General features: G+C 57.8%; 12 protein-coding genes. 7 read left to right on the forward strand and 5 right to left on the reverse strand.

What is annotated here, in order from left to right; genetic code table 11:
• Positions 1–29: 29 nt before the first annotated feature.
• The gene (locus MUU47_RS14285) at positions 30–1,262 is read left to right on the forward strand and encodes a collagen-like triple helix repeat-containing protein (RefSeq protein ID WP_258988841.1); all 1,233 of its coding nucleotides are present in this window, start codon (positions 30–32) and stop codon (positions 1,260–1,262) included.
• Positions 1,263–1,349: 87 nt separating this feature from the next.
• Positions 1,350–3,065 carry a ShlB/FhaC/HecB family hemolysin secretion/activation protein gene (locus MUU47_RS14290; RefSeq protein ID WP_258988843.1) on the forward strand — a complete coding sequence of 572 codons (1,716 nt, stop codon included), beginning with the start codon at positions 1,350–1,352 and terminating at the stop codon, positions 3,063–3,065.
• Between the two features lie 62 nt (positions 3,066–3,127).
• On the opposite strand, the gene MUU47_RS14295 is transcribed toward MUU47_RS14290, so the two are convergent.
• A complete protein-coding gene (locus MUU47_RS14295) occupies positions 3,128–3,949 on the reverse strand; it encodes an AraC family transcriptional regulator (protein WP_258988845.1) in 822 nt (273 codons plus the stop codon).
• Positions 3,950–4,198: 249 nt separating this feature from the next.
• Here MUU47_RS14295 and MUU47_RS14300 point away from each other — a divergent pair, with 249 nt between their 5' ends.
• Positions 4,199–5,599, forward strand: coding sequence for an MFS transporter (locus MUU47_RS14300; RefSeq protein ID WP_258988846.1), 1,401 nt, complete (start codon positions 4,199–4,201; stop codon positions 5,597–5,599).
• Positions 5,600–5,609: 10 nt separating this feature from the next.
• On the forward strand, positions 5,610–7,565 hold the full coding sequence (locus tag MUU47_RS14305) for a glycoside hydrolase family 127 protein (RefSeq protein WP_258988848.1): 1,956 nt from the start codon (positions 5,610–5,612) through the stop codon (positions 7,563–7,565).
• A gap of 89 nt (positions 7,566–7,654) precedes the next feature.
• Here MUU47_RS14305 and MUU47_RS14310 read toward each other — a convergent pair whose 3' ends face one another.
• The gene (locus MUU47_RS14310; protein WP_258988849.1) at positions 7,655–8,146 is read right to left on the reverse strand and encodes an REP-associated tyrosine transposase; all 492 of its coding nucleotides are present in this window, start codon (positions 8,144–8,146) and stop codon (positions 7,655–7,657) included.
• A gap of 260 nt (positions 8,147–8,406) precedes the next feature.
• On the opposite strand from MUU47_RS14310, the gene MUU47_RS14315 reads away from it, so the two are divergent.
• From MUU47_RS14315 to MUU47_RS14325, 3 genes are read left to right on the forward strand one after another with little or no spacing between them, the layout of a single operon-like run.
• Positions 8,407–8,862, forward strand: a complete 456-nt coding sequence (locus tag MUU47_RS14315) for a MarR family transcriptional regulator (protein WP_258988850.1) — start codon at positions 8,407–8,409, stop codon at positions 8,860–8,862.
• A 25-nt stretch (positions 8,863–8,887) separates the two neighbouring features.
• A complete protein-coding gene (locus MUU47_RS14320) occupies positions 8,888–10,066 on the forward strand; it encodes an HlyD family secretion protein (RefSeq protein ID WP_258988851.1) in 1,179 nt (392 codons plus the stop codon).
• A 10-nt stretch (positions 10,067–10,076) separates the two neighbouring features.
• Complete coding sequence (locus MUU47_RS14325; RefSeq protein ID WP_258988852.1) at positions 10,077–11,618, forward strand: DHA2 family efflux MFS transporter permease subunit; 1,542 nt, start codon at positions 10,077–10,079, stop codon at positions 11,616–11,618.
• A 90-nt stretch (positions 11,619–11,708) separates the two neighbouring features.
• On the opposite strand, the gene exaC is transcribed toward MUU47_RS14325, so the two are convergent.
• The 3 genes from exaC to selA form a co-directional block, all read right to left on the reverse strand.
• Positions 11,709–13,247: an acetaldehyde dehydrogenase ExaC gene (gene exaC / locus MUU47_RS14330; protein ID WP_258988853.1), complete on the reverse strand. Its 1,539-nt coding sequence runs from the start codon at positions 13,245–13,247 to the stop codon at positions 11,709–11,711.
• 86 nt (positions 13,248–13,333) lie between these two features.
• Positions 13,334–15,193, reverse strand: a complete 1,860-nt coding sequence (gene selB / locus MUU47_RS14335; RefSeq protein ID WP_258988854.1) for a selenocysteine-specific translation elongation factor — start codon at positions 15,191–15,193, stop codon at positions 13,334–13,336.
• Positions 15,190–16,578, reverse strand: coding sequence for an L-seryl-tRNA(Sec) selenium transferase (selA, locus tag MUU47_RS14340; protein WP_258988856.1), 1,389 nt, complete (start codon positions 16,576–16,578; stop codon positions 15,190–15,192). The genes selB and selA overlap by 4 nt, the downstream gene beginning before the upstream one ends.
• Positions 16,579–16,590 lie beyond the last annotated feature (12 nt).

Genomic DNA, 16,590 nt, shown 5'->3' on the forward strand with positions numbered 1-16,590 from the left:
CCCGGCGTTTACATCAGTGGAGTCTTGTTATGGCCTCGAATAACGTTAGCCACTTAAGTGTTATCGCAGTGGCGGTACTGCTCGCGTTTTCACTTTCTGCCTGTAGCGGCAGCGGCGGCGGTTCGCATTCAACCGCTAAAAATCATCCCACCACCGGCAGCAGCGGATCGGGTTCCGATGACGGCAGCGGTGGCGGCTCAACGGCCAATAACGGCGGCGGAGGTTCTGGCAGCGGTGGAACCGGCTCCGGAGGCGGCGGGTCAGGGACTGGCGGAACCGGTTCCGGCGGTGGAGGGACAGGCGATGGCGGCACCGGAACAGGTAACGGCAATGGTGGCGGGGGAACCGGTGGCGGCACAGGCACCGGCGGAGGTACCTCAACGGCCGCGCTGAATAATGTCCTCAGTGACACCGGCAAAACCGTGACCGCCGTGGGCACCACCGTCGACAGCCTCGGTAGCCAGCTTCCTACCGATAATCCGGTCACCTCAACGGTTTCAACCACCGTCAGCGGCGTGGGGAGCGCGGTTTCAACCGTCGGCACCGGCGTCACCACCGGTATCGGTGATCCGACTAACGCTAACGGTCTCGGCACGACGACCAAAGGCGTCACCACCACCGTCACCGGATTGGGGGACACCGTTTCCACCGTCGGCACCAATCTGGCCAGCACCACCTCCGGCACACCGCTCGGCGGCGTTACCGGCGTGGCAGGCAACGTAGTTAACAGCACCGGCCAACTGGTAAGCAACACCGGAAACGGGTTAACCAACGTGGTCGACAGTCAGGGCGTCACCAAAGTCACCACCGGTGCGACCACGACTGTCGATAAAACTCTCGGCGGCGTGCAGGGCCTGACGCAGCAGGTCGGCACCACCACCGGGCTCGGTACGCCGGTTAACGGTCTGCTGACTCAAGTGGGTACCACGGTGAGCCAGGTAGGCACTAACGTCAGCGGCAGTAATGCCGGTCTGAATGGCCTGGGCCAGGTAGTGCAAAACGTCGGCCAGACGGTCACCGACACCGGCGGTCTGGTGAAACCTACCGCAGCATCAACCGGTAACGCAGGCGGGAATGTCGCCGCCAACGCCACGGTCACAGCGGATAACAACAGCCTTGCGGCAAATGTGAACACCACGGTCAACAATTTGACCGCTGGCGTTACCGCCAATGCCAGTACCAGTCAGAGCAGTGCCAACACCAATCCACTCGGCGGGCTGAATACGCTGGTCAGTGGGATCCTTAAACCAAAACAGCATTAACGCATGACCTTCTGTGCCCCCGCAAAGGGGGCACATTTCACAGCAGTGACGACCCGCGCAGACGGGACTAAGAACAGGGATAGCACCATGAAACAGCAACTTTACTACGCGCTGCCCGGGCTGCTGCTGCTGAGCCTCGCCCGCGCCGATACCTTACCTGCGATTATCGATCCCACTAACCCGGCGAAAGCCTCGCGCGACATTGCGCCCTCTGCGCCCGCACAGCCTGCACCAACGGTCACGGTGCAAAGGCCGGAGTCAAAACTGACGCCCGACACGCCGATTCCGGTCAACCATATCCAGTTTATTGGCGGCACGATTTATCCGCTGAAATCGTTATTGCAGCCCTTTCGGCCCTACGCGCAAAAAACGGTGCCACTGAAAACGCTGATCGGCCTGGTGAATGACATTACCGCCCGCTACAAAGCCGATGGTTACCCGCTCTCTTACGCGTGGCTGCCGGACAACAACTTTCAGGGCGGCAATATCCGCATCGTGCTGGTTGAAGGCTACGTCGCCCACAGCGACATCAAAAGCAATAACCCCGACGTCGCTGCACGCCTGCAACGGCTGGCAGAAAAAATCATGACGGAAAAACCGCTGACCCAGGACACCTTCGACCGTTACAGCCAACTGATGACCCGTACGCCGGACGTACCCGTAGATGCCAATGCGCAGCTACCGAAGAACATTTATGGCGCGGCGGCGATGCAGGTTACGGGGATGCAGCCGCACATCTGGGATCTGTCGTCCACGCTCGACACCCGAAAAGGGCAGAATCTGGCCCTGGTCAACGGCACGCTGAGCAATCTGACGAGCTACGGCGATCAGCTTGGCATCGCAACGTTGATCCCGCTCGATAAGGACACGCGCAAAACCTATCTCGGCCTGAACTGGCAGCAGTTTCTCAATGATGAAGGGCTGACCATGCAGCTCAAAGGGAGTTACTACCGTGAAAACCCGCGGGATTTCACGCCGCTGCTGTATCTGCCAAATGACATCTCGATTAACGCCCGGCAAAAATCGACGCAGTACAACGGCGGTGTGAGCTTTGGCTATCCGCTGATCCTCACCAGCAAAACCCAGCTCAACCTCACCGGGGGAATGGATTACACCGACAAACGTGACGATTACGACCTGCAGGCGCAACTGGCGGGGCAAAAATATGATCTCGACGCGCAGCATCAGCACATTCGTTATCCGGCGCTGGAACTGGGCATCAACGGTCTGCGCGCGTTCACCACAACCAGCATCAGCAGCCGTCTGACGGTTCGTCAGGGGATTGACGGTTTAGGCGCAGACGCCTCACCTGCGCAGTTTACCGATCTCAATTTCACCTTATGGAAGGGCTATCTGGACGCGGCGTGGATGATGAGCGAGAAATGGAAGCTGTCGACGTCGTGGGAAGGCGACTGGTCGAACAATGATTTACCGGAGCCGGAGCGGGTGAATTTCGGTGCACAGCGCTTCGGGCGTGGCTATCAGGACAGCGAAGCCAGCGGGGATTACGGCTACGGCGGACAGGTCGAATTGCGCTATTTGCACATGCGAAAAAACAGCACCTGGCTTGCCACCGTCCAGCCGTACGTGCTGGCGGACACCGCGCAAACCTGGTTTAACCAGCCTGGTTTGCCACATCAGCGTCTGGGTTCCATCGCCACCGGAATAATGGTGGGCGATAACCGCCACTACAGCGTTAGCGTCGAGGCGGCAAAACCGGTGGGCGATGTGCCCACCGACAGCAACAATCGCGACTGGCGTTACAGCCTGACGCTGACGTGGAACTTTAACAATCTGCGCTAGCGGGCGATTTGTTTTTGTATGCGAGCGCGCCTGCCCTGCATTGCACAGTGCCTTGATGAAACTCAACCAGAATTGATATGTTCTTTGCAATAACGCCGCTTCCACGCCGCCGGAGTCAGCCCGGTGTGCTTGCGGAATATCTGCCTGAAATAACCGGTATCGCTAAACCCACAGCGGCTGGCCACTTCCTTCAACGACAGGGAGTCGCTGATCAGCAGTTTTTCCGCCGCCATCACCCGCTGGCGATGGAGCGCTTCGGTCAGCGTTAAACCGAACGTGCGTCGGTAAACGCGCCCGAGATAATCCGCGCTGCAGTGCAGCTCTTTCGCCAGCTGCGAGGTAGAAAGTGGCAAGTGATACTGCGTGCGCAACGTCTGCTGCGCACGGTAGGCCAGCGCCACACCAGGGCTTTCGCTCGCACTTTCCTGCGATCCCGCCGCTGAAAGCTGTTGGAGGATCAGCAACAAAATGCACTCCAGTGCAATGCTGCGGTGCACATTTTCCTGTTCGTTCAGGAACTGGCGGAACAGCGAAATAATGTAAGACGGAGAACTTACACCCGTGTGCTGCGGAATAGTCAGCAGCGTCTGGCGCAACGCGGAATTCAGCGCTTCATCGAGCCAGTCAAAATGCAGCCAGTAAAATTTAAGGTCCGCCGGAAACTCCCCCTCACCCACGTGCCGACATCCCGGACGCAGCAACAGGCTTTCGCCCGCCTGAACGCTAAACAGGCGCTCATCTTCACGGATCCTGAACTCGCCGCGCTCGACGAACACCAGTTCCCAGGAATGCAGTTTGCGCGCCGGATGGCTGCCCACGCCGCGCGAAATAAACAACCCCCCGTTCTGCACCCGAATCGGAAACGCTATGGATAATTCAATCATGGATATTCACTTTCTCGCTTTTTAGCGTAAATAAATTGATTCTTGTCTTTGATTATTAATCAAAAATAGTCACTCAAGCGGATCACGATCACACTTTGCGCATCAGGTCGGAATCGTCATCTTTTTCTACTTTCCCCTTCCCTTGTTGGGCGCGCGATTCCAGGCAGAATGGATCAGGTACCTTGCAAAACACACAATAAGCCCGCCCAAAAGCGGGTCACGCACCCTGACCTACGTGAGGAGTTTTCAATGACTTCTGCTCCGATTACGCAAACCGAACTCGCGCAACACACCGCCAACGAGGCGCTGTCGACCCGAGAAAAAATCGGTTACGGGCTGGGCGATGCCGGTGGCACCGTCATCACCTGCCTGATCATGAACTTTTTGACCTTTTTCTATACCGACGTTTTCGGCCTGACTCCGGCGCTGGTCGGCACATTATTCATCGCCCTGCGCGTCTTTGACGCCATTTCGGACCCGATAATGGGCGTCATCGCCGACCGTACCCAAAGCCGCTGGGGACGCTTTCGCCCATGGCAGCTGTGGATTGCGGTGCCGATTGGCCTCATCGGCGTGCTGACGTTCACCGTGCCAGACGTCAGCATGAATATGAAAATTCTCTGGGCATTCGGCACTTATCTGCTGCTTTCGGTGAGCTATACCGCCATCAATGTGCCGTACTGCGCGCTGATCAACACCATGACCACACGCCATTCCGAAGTGCTGGCCTGTCAGTCCTGGCGCTTTGTGCTGTGCGGCGTGGCGGGCTTTTTAGTCTCCGTCGGGCTGCCGTGGCTGGTGTCTGCGATCGGAAAAGGCAACGTCGCGCACGGCTGGCAGATGGGCGTCGGCATCCTGTGTGCGGTGGCGGTGGTGATGTTCCTGTGCTGCTTCTTCTGGGTGCGCGAGCGCGTACCGCTGGACACCATGGGTCAGTTTACCCTCCGCCAGCACATTGCCGGACTGCGTAAAAATGACCAGTTGCTGCTGATGCTGGTGATGTCCTTCCTGCTGATCAACGTGTTCAACATCCGCGGCGGCGGCTACATGTACTTCATCACCTACGTTTTACAGGGCAGCACCGCATATACCTCGCTGTTCTTCACGATGGTGACGTTCGCCTCCATTCTCGGTTCGATCGTCGTCAATCCACTGACAAAACGCGTCGATACGGTAAAACTTTACTATTACACCAACCTGATTTTAGCCGTGTTAGCGGTAGCGATGTGGTTCCTGCCCGTCGGCCCGGCGTGGCAGACGCTGTGGCTGGTCGTTATTCTCGGCAACGGCATTATTCTCGGCTTCACGCTGCCGCTACACTTCGGGCTGATGGCCTTCGCCGACGACTACGGCGAGTGGAAAACCGGTGTGCGTTCATCCGGCATGAACTTCGCCTTTAACCTTTTCTGCATCAAGCTCGCCTGGGCGTCCAGCGCCGGGATCGTCAGTCTGGTATTCATCTTCGTCGCCTATCAACCCGGCACCGGGAACCAGACCGCGGCCTCGCTGCACGGCATGACCGCGATGGAAACACTGTTACCTGCGGTGTTCCACTTGCTGCTGGCCTTCACCCTGCGCACCTGCAAACTCAACAACCCTATGATGTCGCGCATCGCCACCGACCTGCGTGTGCGCCATGTTCAGTCTTAAGGAGAACGTTATGTCTGTGATGGAAGTCGACCTGCATAAGCTCAAAGTCAGCGATCCGTTTCTCGGTCAGTACCAGCAACTGGTGCGTGACGTGGTTATTCCCTATCAGTGGGACGCGCTGAACGACAGGATTGCAGAAGCCGATCCGAGCCACGCTATTGAGAATTTCCGTATCGCCGCCGGACGCTCACAAGGTGAGTTTTACGGCATGGTGTTTCAGGACAGCGACGTCGCAAAATGGCTGGAAGCGGTGGCCTGGTCGCTGTGCCAGAAGCCGGACAGCGAGCTGGAAAAGACCGCCGACGAGGTGATTGAACTGGTTGCCGCGGCCCAGTGCGACGACGGCTATCTGAACACGTATTTCACCGTTAAAGCCCCACAGGAGCGCTGGACTAACCTCGCGGAATGCCACGAGCTGTACTGCGCCGGACATATGATTGAAGCCGGTGTGGCCTTCTTCCAGGCCACCGGCAAACGCCGCCTGTTGGATGTGGTGTGCAAACTCGCCGACCACATCGACCACGTTTTTGGCCCCGGTGAAAACCAGCTGCACGGTTATCCAGGTCATCCGGAAATTGAACTGGCACTGATGCGTCTGTTCGACGTCACGCAGGAACCACGCTATCTGCATCTCGTGAATTACTTCGTCGAACAGCGGGGAACGCAGCCGCATTACTACGACATCGAGTACGAAAAACGCGGAAATACCTCTTACTGGAATACGTATGGCCCGGCGTGGATGGTGAAGGATAAAGCCTACAGCCAGGCACATCAGCCGCTGGCAGAGCAGCCAACGGCCATCGGCCACGCCGTACGTTTTGTATACCTGATGACCGGTGTGGCGCACCTGGCACGGCTCAGCAACGACGAAGCGAAGCGCGAGGATTGCCTGCGCCTGTGGAACAACATGGCCCAGCGCCAGCTGTACATCACCGGTGGGATTGGCTCCCAGAGCAGCGGCGAAGCGTTCAGCAGCGATTACGACCTGCCCAACGACACAGTCTACGCCGAAAGCTGCGCCTCGATTGGCCTGATGATGTTCGCCCGGCGGATGCTGGAGATGGAAGCCGACAGCCAGTATGCCGACGTGATGGAACGCGCGTTGTATAATACCGTGCTCGGCGGCATGGCCCTGGATGGTAAGCACTTCTTCTACGTTAACCCGCTGGAAGTGCATCCGAAGTCGCTGAATTTCAATCACATCTACGATCATGTAAAGCCTGTCCGCCAACGTTGGTTCGGCTGCGCCTGCTGCCCTCCGAATATCGCCCGCGTGCTGACCTCGATCGGGCATTACATCTACACGCCGCGTGAGGACGCGCTGTACATCAACCTGTACGTCGGTAACAGCGCCGAAGTCACGGTAGGCGATGAAACGCTGCGTCTGCGCATCAGCGGGGAATTCCCGTGGCAGGAAAAAGTCACCATCGCCATCGACTCAGCCCAGCCGGTGCAGCACACGCTGGCGCTGCGTTTACCGGACTGGTGCGACGCGCCGCAGGTATCACTCAACGGCGTGCCGGTGACGAGTGAAGCCCGCAAAGGCTATCTGCACATCAACCGCCGCTGGCTGGAGGGTGACACGCTGACGCTCACATTCCCGATGCCGGTTCGCCGCGTTTATGGCAACCCGCTGGTGCGCCACGTGGCCGGAAAAGTCGCGATTCAGCGCGGCCCGTTGGTGTACTGCCTCGAACAAGCAGACAACGGTGAGGAACTGCATAACCTGTGGCTGCCGGAAAACGCGACGTTCAATGCGTTTGAAGGCAAAGGCCTGTTCGCCCACAAGGTGCTAATTCAGGCCGAAGGAGTAAAACAGACCTCAGCAAAACCGGAGCAGCAATCGCTGTGGCATTACGACCGCTCGCCCGCCACCCGCCAGACCCAGACACTGACCTTTATCCCGTGGTTCTGCTGGGCCAACCGCGGCGAAGGCGAAATGCGGATCTGGGTGAATGAGGGGTGATTACTCCATGCCCGGCGGCGCAGGCTTGCCGGGCCTACAAGCCCACCGCATTTTCGTAGGCCCGTGCAAGCGTCAGCGCCGCCGGGCAGTTACAACCACTCTCCGGCATTTAACTCGCCAACGTCCCCCGCCCAGTTCAATGGATAAATTCCGCGGTGCACGTCACGATGAAATGTGGAAAACGGCCAGGCCTGCACCTGCTTTACCAGCCCATGCTTCAACGGGTTGATGTAGATGTAATCCTTATGTCGACGGTAATCCTGTTGGTCGCGGATGGTGTGCTCCCAAAAACGGGGCTGCCATATCCCACACGCGCCTAAATCACGGGTGAACCTCTTTTTGATATCCCGCCAACGACCAGAAAAATCACAATCATTTGCCGGCAGTGTCCAGAGACAATGCATATGTTCGGGTAGAACCACCCAGGCATCAATGTGAAAGGGTTTACGTCGTTTAACCTGCGCAATCGCTGCCCTTAACAACGCAATCTCACGTACCAGCAGATCACTGTGCCTGTCCCTCAGAGTGACGGTGAAGAACCACGTGCCGCCGTTGATATAATTACGTCGATAGTTTGACATTACCTGTCTGCTTTCTTGCCGGGCCAACTGGAGACATCACGATATCGCACGTCAGGCGCCTGGACAGAGGGAGAATTGTCATTCGGGAATGTGCTACGCAGTAAAGTTTATGAGTGAGGCAAACAACAGGAAGTTTTACACCCGTGTGCGCAAAAAGGAGCGGAGCGGCGTTTGTCAATCTGTGTGCTTTACACTGACGTTTATTGACAATAGTTGCCCTGGCAGTAATCATTAATTTAATTACTGACCAGGCAGCTATCATGACATCCGCAACGGCGAGCACCGACAAAAACCTGCATCTGGGTGTGCTTTTTCATCTGGCAAACCAGTTCAAAGACCAGCTTATCAGTCACTATTTTTCCGGTGCCGGGGTGACCGCGCCGCAATTTAAGGTGCTGATTAATATCTTTAAAGGGAACATCAGCCCGGCAGAAATCTGTAAAAGTTTGCAGATGGACACCGGCGCGATGAGCCGCATGGTGGAAAGGATGGTCAAGAGCGACCTGGTTGAACGTCATCCTAATTCGCAGGACAAACGCCAGGTGATCCTCGCCCTAACGGAGAAAGGCCGAAATCTCTGCGAAACGTTTCAGAATGAAGCACTTAACACCATCCTGGCTGATTTAACGGCCCGTCTGACGCCCGATGAATCCCGACAACTGAAAGACATTCTTATCAAAATGCTGCCGGACGAATTCACGGCTCCCCATCGCTAAGCACAAGCCAAAGGCCTTTATCATTATGGAAAACACCGCTCCGGACACGACTCCACGTCCCAGCAGACGCAAACGTAACTTCACTATTTTACTGCTGATAATCGTGCTGGCCGCCGCAGGCTGCCTGGCGTGGTATCTGCTGTATGCCCGTTTTTATGAATCAACCGATGACGCCTACGTCAACGGCAACCAGGTCACGCTGACCCCGCAGATTACCGGGACGGTGACTCAGGTGACGGTCGATGAAGGCGACTTCGTGCAAAAGGGCCAGCCGCTGGTTCTGCTTGACCCGAGCGATACCGAAATTGCGTTGCAGCAGGCCGAAGCCGACCTCGCCAGCACCGTGCGTCAGGTTCGCGGCTTGTACAGCACTGCCGATAACTATCGCGCGCAGGTGGCGGCCAAAAAAGTTGCGCTACAAACCGCGCAAAATGACTACAACCGTCGACAGAAAATCTTCGCCAGCGGCGCGGTCTCGGCGGAAGACCTGTCCCATTATCGCGATGCCGTCACCAGCGCGCAGAGCGATTTAACCGCTGTAGAGCAGGCGTTGAAAACCAATCAGGCGATGGTCGATGACACCGTTATCGACAGTCATCCGGAAATTAAAACCGCCGTCGCCACCCTGCGTCAGCGCTATCTGGATAACGCCCGTAGCACAATTGTTGCACCCGTCAGCGGCTTTGTCGCAAAACGTGCAGTACAGCTCGGGATGCGCGTCACGTCAGGCACCACGCTGCTGTCGATCGTTCCGCTGAAAGAGGTGTGGGTCGATGCCAACTTTAAAGAGAGCCAGATGCAGGATATGCGCCTCGGCCAGAAAGTGACACTGAATGCCGACCTGTACGGCGATGATGTGCAGTATCACGGCACTATCGAAAGCCTGGGGATTGGTACCGGTAGCGCGTTCTCACTGCTGCCTGCGCAGAACGCCAGCGGTAACTGGATCAAGATTGTGCAGCGTCTGCCGGTGCGCATTGCGCTCGACGAACATGACATGCAAAAGCATCCGTTGCGCATTGGTCTGTCGATGAATGTGCAGGTCGATATTCGTGACCTCGACGGTCATCTTCTGCCGCAAAAAACCGTCAGCGAACCACGCTTTACCACCGACGTGTACAACACACCGATGGAAGCCGCCGACAAACTGGTCGCCAAAATTCTGCATGACAACAGCAGCGCCGTAGCCTCCGCGCAGCGCTAGGAGAGCAGTTATGTCAGAACCTAAGGCCGCTTATACGCCACCAAGCCTGATCCTGGCGACGCTGGCGTTATCCCTGGCGACGTTTATGCAGGTGCTGGATTCGACCATCGCCAACGTGGCCCTGCCGACGATTTCCGGCAACCTCGGGGTCAGCGCCGATCAGGGAACGTGGGTTATCACCTCCTTTGCGGTGTGCAACGCCATCGCCCTGCCGCTTACCGGCTGGTTTACCCGACGTTTTGGTCAGCTTCGGCTGTTCATCGCTTCAGTGGTGTTTTTCACCCTGACCTCGTTCCTGTGCGGATTCGCCCACAGCATGACGGAACTCATTATTTTCCGTGCATTGCAGGGCTTTTTCGCCGGGCCGATGTTCCCGATGTGTCAGACGCTACTGCTGGTTATCTTCCCGCCGATGAAGCGCAGTATGGCGCTGGCGCTGCTGTCGATGGTGACCGTGGTTGCGCCGATTGTCGGGCCGATTACCGGCGGCTGGATAACCGATAACTACTCCTGGCCGTGGATTTTTTACATCAACGTGCCGATCGGCATTTTTGCCTCGATTGTGGTCTGGACACAGCTTCGCGGGCGCGAAGAAACCACGCAGTCAGCGCCAATCGACTACATTGGCATTGCGCTGCTGGTGCTTGGCGTCGGCCTGTTGCAGGTGGTGCTCGATAAAGGCAACGATGAAGACTGGTTCTCCTCCACGCCGATTATTGTGATGTCGATTGTGTCTGCCATCAGCCTGATTTCCTTTGTGATGTGGGAGCTGGACGATAAGCATCCGATCGTGAATCTGCGCCTGTTTAAGGACCGCAATTTTGCGATTGGTACGCTGTCGCTGATGCTCGGCTATGCAGCGTTCTTCGCCATTAACATCATTCTGCCGCAGTGGCTGCAAACGCAGATGGGCTATACCGCCATTTGGGCGGGGCTTGCCGCCGCGCCGATGGGCTTTATCCCCCTGTTGCTGACCCCGATTATTGGGCGTTATGCGACCAAAGTGGATTTACGCCTTCTGTGTTCCATATCGTTTATGACGATGGGGGCGGCCTGCCTGATGCGCGCGCAGTTCAATACTGATGTGGATTTCCGCACCATTGCAGGCGTACAGATGTTTATGGGGATCGGCGTGGCGTTCTTCTTTATGCCGTTGACCACCATCGTGCTGTCGAATCTGAACGGCAATGAAATGGCGGATGGTTCCGGGCTGGCAACGTTCTTCCGCGTGCTGGGCGGCTCATTTGCGTCTTCGCTGACAACCTGGATTTGGCAACGCCGCGAAATTTTCCATCATGCGAATCTGGCGGAAAACGTGTCGCAGTACCACCCGGCGGCGGTGGATTACGTGCAGAAGATGGGCGGTCCGACGCAGCAGCACTTTGCGATTATCGACAAAACCATCGAACAGCAGGCGTACATGATGTCGACCATCGATTATTTCTGGTTACTGGGATGGGGCTTTATGGGGTTGATCGTCATTATCTGGTTCACCCGCCCACCGTTTGTGAGATCCGGCGCACCGAGTGCCGCCGCGTCTGCGGGTCATTAAGACAAAAGAAATGCCCGGTGGCGCGATGCTTACCGAGCCTACGTGTTAATTGTAGGCCCGTGCAAACGAAGTGCCGCCGGGCGTTTCACGTCAGAACAGGCCTAACGGTTTATCGGAATAACTCACCAGCAGGCACTTGGTTTGCTGGTAGTGCTCAAGCATCATTTTGTGGGTTTCACGGCCAATGCCTGACTGCTTGTAGCCACCAAACGCGGCGTGGGCAGGATAGGCGTGATAGCAGTTGGTCCACACCCGCCCGGCCTGAATGCCGCGCCCCATTTTGTACGCCAGATTACCGTTGCGGCTCCAGACGCCCGCGCCCAGCCCGTATTGGGTATCGTTGGCAATCGCCAGCGCCTCTTCCATGGTTTTGAACGTCGTCACGGATAACACCGGGCCGAAGATCTCCTCCTGGAATACCCGCATACTGTTTTTGCCAAACAGGATGGTTGGCTCGAGGTAGTAGCCCTCTTTCAGATCGCCGTCGAACATTTTGCGTCGTCCGCCGGTCAGCACGTCCGCACCCTCTTTCTTACCGATGTCGATGTAGTTGAGGATAGTGTCCATTTGTCCGCTGGAAACCTGCGCGCCCATTTGCGTCACGCTGTCGAGCGGGTTGCCGCTGCGGATGCTTTCCACCCGGCGAATGGCGCGTTCCATAAAGCGGTCGTAGATGGATTCATGCACCAGCGCGCGGCTCGGGCAGGTACAGACCTCGCCCTGGTTGAAGGCAAACAGCGCCAGCCCTTCCAGCGCTTTCTCAAAGAAGGCGTCCTCTTCGTCCATCACGTCGGCAAAGAAAATGTTCGGCGATTTGCCGCCGAGTTCCAGCGTCACCGGGATGATGTTCTGGGTGGCGTACTGCATGATTTGCTGGCCGACTTCCGTCGAGCCGGTAAAGGCCACTTTGTTGATGCGTTTTGAGGTCGCCAGATATTCGCCGATTTCACCACCCGCGCCGTTGACCACGTTCACCACGCCCGGCGGCAGCAGGTCGCCAATAATCTCCATGAGCATTAATACCGACAGCGGCGTCAGGCGGGCAGGTTTGAGGATCACACAGTTTCCGGCCGCCAGCGCGGGCGCCATTTTCCAGCTCGCCATCAGCAGCGGGAAGTTCCACGGAATAATCTGCCCGACCACGCCCAGCGGTTCGTGGAAATGATAGGCCACGGTGTCGCTGTCTACTTCGCTGATCCCGCCTTCCTGCGCACGAATACACGAGGCGAAATAGCGGAAATGGTCAATCGCCAGCGGCACATCGGCGGCGGTGGTTTCGCGAATCGGTTTGCCGTTATCCCAGGTTTCTGCCGTCGCTAAGAGTTCGATGTTTTGTTCCATGCGATCGGCAATTTTGAGCAGAATGGCGGCCCTGCCCTGGACAGAGGTTTGCCCCCATTTGTCTTTGATTTTGTGCGCCGCATCCAACGCCAGATCGATGTCTCGCGGCCCGGATGATGCGACTTCACACAGCAACTGCCCGGTGACCGGGGTCAGGTTTTTGTAGTACTCGCCGTCCGTCGGTGCAACCCAGTTGCCGCCGATAAAGTTGTCGTAACGCGCTTTTAGCTTGAGGGGAAAACCATAAACGCCGGGCTGGATACCCGTGGAGGGAGGATTGTTGGTCATTACCGTCTCCTTGCAGTGAGGTGTCCTGTAAGGGTAGACGCGGCTGGCGATTTCTTCGCCAGCCATTTAACGCTTTACGAGCGCGGTCACGGATTGCTGTTTTCGGGCTCCGGGAACAGCATCGCATCGCGCAGCACGTGGTCGTTGCCGCGACGGCGAGTAAAGCCAATGCGGTCGAAATACTCGAGAATTTGGATAGCCAGTTTTCGCCCGACGTTGAGGCTATCACGGAAATCAGCGGCACAGGTTGAGCCGCGCATCTGATCGAGGTAGCGTATCAGCCCGGCAAACTGCACGATCCGGTCATTGCGGTAATAACGATCTTTGACAATCGCGGTGATCGTCCCCTGCTGCGCTGCCTGACGCAGCGTCTGCCGCATGACCTGTTCGTCTGCGCCCGCCTGCTGCGCGAGGTCGCGCACCCACCACGGTTCATCGCCAAACTGCGGTTCCACTTTTTGCCATAGCACGCGCTGTTCGTCAGTGAATCCGGCTTTGTGTTCCGGCAGATGCAGCCAGCCGTGATGGCTGTGAATAACGCCCGAGGCGCGCATTTGCTCCAGCAGCGTGAGCACCAGCGCGTCGTCTTCTATTGGCAGGGCGATCCGGCGCAGACGTTCGCGCCCCGGGCCCGGCTCGTCGCGGTGCTGATCGTGATACACCGCCAACGCATCGAGCAGTTTTTGCTGCCAGCGCGCCGCGAGGCCGGCGCTGAGAAGGTTATCACCCGCCGTCAGCAGGTCGCGTTGGCAAGACAGTTCAGCCACGCCCGCATCGTTGAGCTGTCGCGCCCAGCCAAATTCGCTCAGGCGAACCGCATCACGCCGCAAATGGATATCGAGCGCCTGCCCGTTATTTTCCGCCGCTGTGAACTGCGCCAGCCAGGCCAGATAGTCTGGTTTACGCTTGCCGCGACGCGGGGGATTGAGCGTGACCACCCGCGCACCGGCCAGCGTGATGCGGGCAGAAATATCGCGCAGCACCAGCCGATCGTTATCCGCCAGATACAGCGGTGTGTCGAAGACCAGTTCCGCCAGATTGTTTTCCAGCAGCGAGACACGCCCGGTAATGTGGCTCGCGGCATGATGAATATGCAGCGGCTGCCATTGGGTCAGCGGTGTGAGGCTGTGGAGTTCGACAATCGCCCTTTCCGATGGCACCGGAGGCTGCTGCGCTAACAGCCAGTCGCCACGGTTGAGTTGCTCTTTTTGCGCATCGCCGCTGATATTCAGCGCGATACGCTGCCCGGCGTGGGCCTGCTCGACAGACTGATTTTGCGCGTGCAAACCACGCACGCGCATTGGGGTATTTGCCCCCGTCAGCCACAGCGTGTCGCCGACGTTCACTTCGCCGGAAAGCGCGGTACCCGTGACCACCAGCCCGGCGCCTTTGACGGTGAACGCCCGGTCAATCGCCAGACGAAAACGCTGATGCTCAACGTGCTGGCGTTCGGCAAGCTTTAAAAGATGCGTGCGCAGGGTATCAATGCCCTGCATTTGCGTGGCAGCGGTTTCAAACAGAGAAACGTCATCAAAGCCGTAATCACGTAAAACATCAACAACCTGACGGCGAACCTCACTGATTCGCGCGGCATCCACGCGATCGGTTTTGGTCAGCGCAACGGTCAAAGTAGGTTTGCCCGTCAGTTGCAAAATCGCCAGATGCTCACGGGTTTGCGCCATCACGCCATCGTCACAGGCCACCACCAGCAGCGCATGATCGATGCCGCCCACGCCCGCCAGCATATTCGCCAGAAACTTTTCATGGCCCGGTACGTCGATAAACCCAGGCACCCGCCCGTCGGGCTGTGGCCAGTAAGCGTAGCCCAAATCAATCGTCATTCCGCGCGCTTTTTCTTCCGGCAGACGGGAAGCGTTGACGCCGGTTATCGCCTGCAACAGCGTGGTTTTGCCATGGTCAACGTGCCCGGCGGTGGCAATAATCATTTCAGCACACTCTCCAGAAAGCGTGATTCATCTTCAAGACAACGTAAATCGAGCCATAAACGCCCGTCGCCAATCCGCCCTAACACCGGCGTGTCGGGGCGTCGCCAGCGCTCGGCCAGCGCCTCAAGCGATGCGCCGCGCCCGTCAGTCGGTGTGAACGTCAGCGCCTGTGACGGTAAGCGGTCGACCGGCAGTGAACCGCTGCCAATCTGCGATAAGCACGGTTCAAGCCGTACGTTAAATGCCGGATAATGCGCCTGAAGCGGAGCCAGCAAGCGCTCGCCTTGTTCCCGGATATCATCCTGACTGCGGGTCAGCAGACGCAGCGTCGGCAGCGTTTGGGGGAGTTTTTCCGGATGCAGATAGAGGCGCAGTGTGGCGTCGAGCGCCGCGAGAGTCATTTTATCGGCCCGCAGCGCGCGTTTCAGCGGGTGCGTTTGCAGCTTCGCAATCAGCTCGTGTTTGCCGACGATAATCCCGGCCTGCGGGCCACCGAGCAGCTTATCGCCGGAGAAGCTCACCAGGCTGACGCCGCTGGCAATCAACGCCTGCGGCATCGGCTCTTTCGGCAAACCGTACTGGCTTAAATCCACCAGCGAACCGCTGCCCAAATCCGCGACCACCGGAATGCCGTGTTCATGCCCGATGGCGGCCAGCTCAGCTTCATCGACCGCTTTAGTAAACCCTTCCACGCTGTAATTACTGGTGTGGACCTTCATCAGCAGGCCGGTATTGTCGTTGACAGCCTCACGGTAATCACGCGCATGCGTGCGGTTGGTGGTGCCCACTTCATGTAACACGCAGCCCGCCTGGCGCATCACATCCGGAATGCGGAACGCGCCGCCAATCTCCACCAGTTCGCCGCGTGACACCACCACTTCTTTACCGTTCGCCGTCGCCGCCAGCATCAGCAGCACCGCCGCCGCATTGTTGTTGACGATGCAGGCATCTTCCGCGCCGGTAAGACGGGTGAGCAATTCCGCGAGCGCGCTGTCACGATGCCCGCGCCCGGCGCCGTCGAGGGAATATTCCAGCGTCACCGGCTCACGCATTACCTGCGTGACTGCCGCCACGGCAGTTTCGGCCTGAAGCGCGCGCCCCAGATTGGTGTGCAGTACGGTACCGGTGAGGTTAAACACCGCGCGCAGCGGGCTTTGCGCCTCGGCGTTCAGCCTTGCGACCGCCGCCTGATGCCAGTCCTGACACCATTCGGGCAGCGTGCCGTGAGTGCGAATGGCCTCGCGGGCTTCATCCTGCAACTGGCGTAATACATTCACCACCTGGCTGTGCCCGGCGTTATCAATAAGCTCTGAAAATGCCGGGTCGCGCAACAGGCGATCGGTGGCAGGAATTTGACTGAACAGCGAAGGGTTTTCGGTGGTCATGAATAAGCCTGT

Origin of the sequence: Scandinavium hiltneri (assembly GCF_024764835.1) — a bacterium.
GTDB lineage: Bacteria > Pseudomonadota > Gammaproteobacteria > Enterobacterales > Enterobacteriaceae > Scandinavium > Scandinavium hiltneri.

Bases quoted from the DNA above. Each gene is read 5' to 3' on its own strand.
- MUU47_RS14300 (WP_258988846.1), top strand. From the start codon at position 4,199: ATGACTTCTGCTCCGATTACGCAAACCGAACTCGCGCAACACACCGCC.
- selB (WP_258988854.1), bottom strand. From the start codon at position 15,193: ATGATTATTGCCACCGCCGGGCACGTTGACCATGGCAAAACCACGCTG.
- MUU47_RS14315 (WP_258988850.1), top strand. From the start codon at position 8,407: ATGACATCCGCAACGGCGAGCACCGACAAAAACCTGCATCTGGGTGTG.
- exaC (WP_258988853.1), bottom strand. From the start codon at position 13,247: ATGACCAACAATCCTCCCTCCACGGGTATCCAGCCCGGCGTTTATGGT.
- selA (WP_258988856.1), bottom strand. From the start codon at position 16,578: ATGACCACCGAAAACCCTTCGCTGTTCAGTCAAATTCCTGCCACCGAT.
- MUU47_RS14290 (WP_258988843.1), top strand. From the start codon at position 1,350: ATGAAACAGCAACTTTACTACGCGCTGCCCGGGCTGCTGCTGCTGAGC.
- MUU47_RS14310 (WP_258988849.1), bottom strand. From the start codon at position 8,146: ATGTCAAACTATCGACGTAATTATATCAACGGCGGCACGTGGTTCTTC.
- MUU47_RS14295 (WP_258988845.1), bottom strand. From the start codon at position 3,949: ATGATTGAATTATCCATAGCGTTTCCGATTCGGGTGCAGAACGGGGGG.
- MUU47_RS14320 (WP_258988851.1), top strand. From the start codon at position 8,888: ATGGAAAACACCGCTCCGGACACGACTCCACGTCCCAGCAGACGCAAA.
- MUU47_RS14325 (WP_258988852.1), top strand. From the start codon at position 10,077: ATGTCAGAACCTAAGGCCGCTTATACGCCACCAAGCCTGATCCTGGCG.
- MUU47_RS14285 (WP_258988841.1), top strand. From the start codon at position 30: ATGGCCTCGAATAACGTTAGCCACTTAAGTGTTATCGCAGTGGCGGTA.
- MUU47_RS14305 (WP_258988848.1), top strand. From the start codon at position 5,610: ATGTCTGTGATGGAAGTCGACCTGCATAAGCTCAAAGTCAGCGATCCG.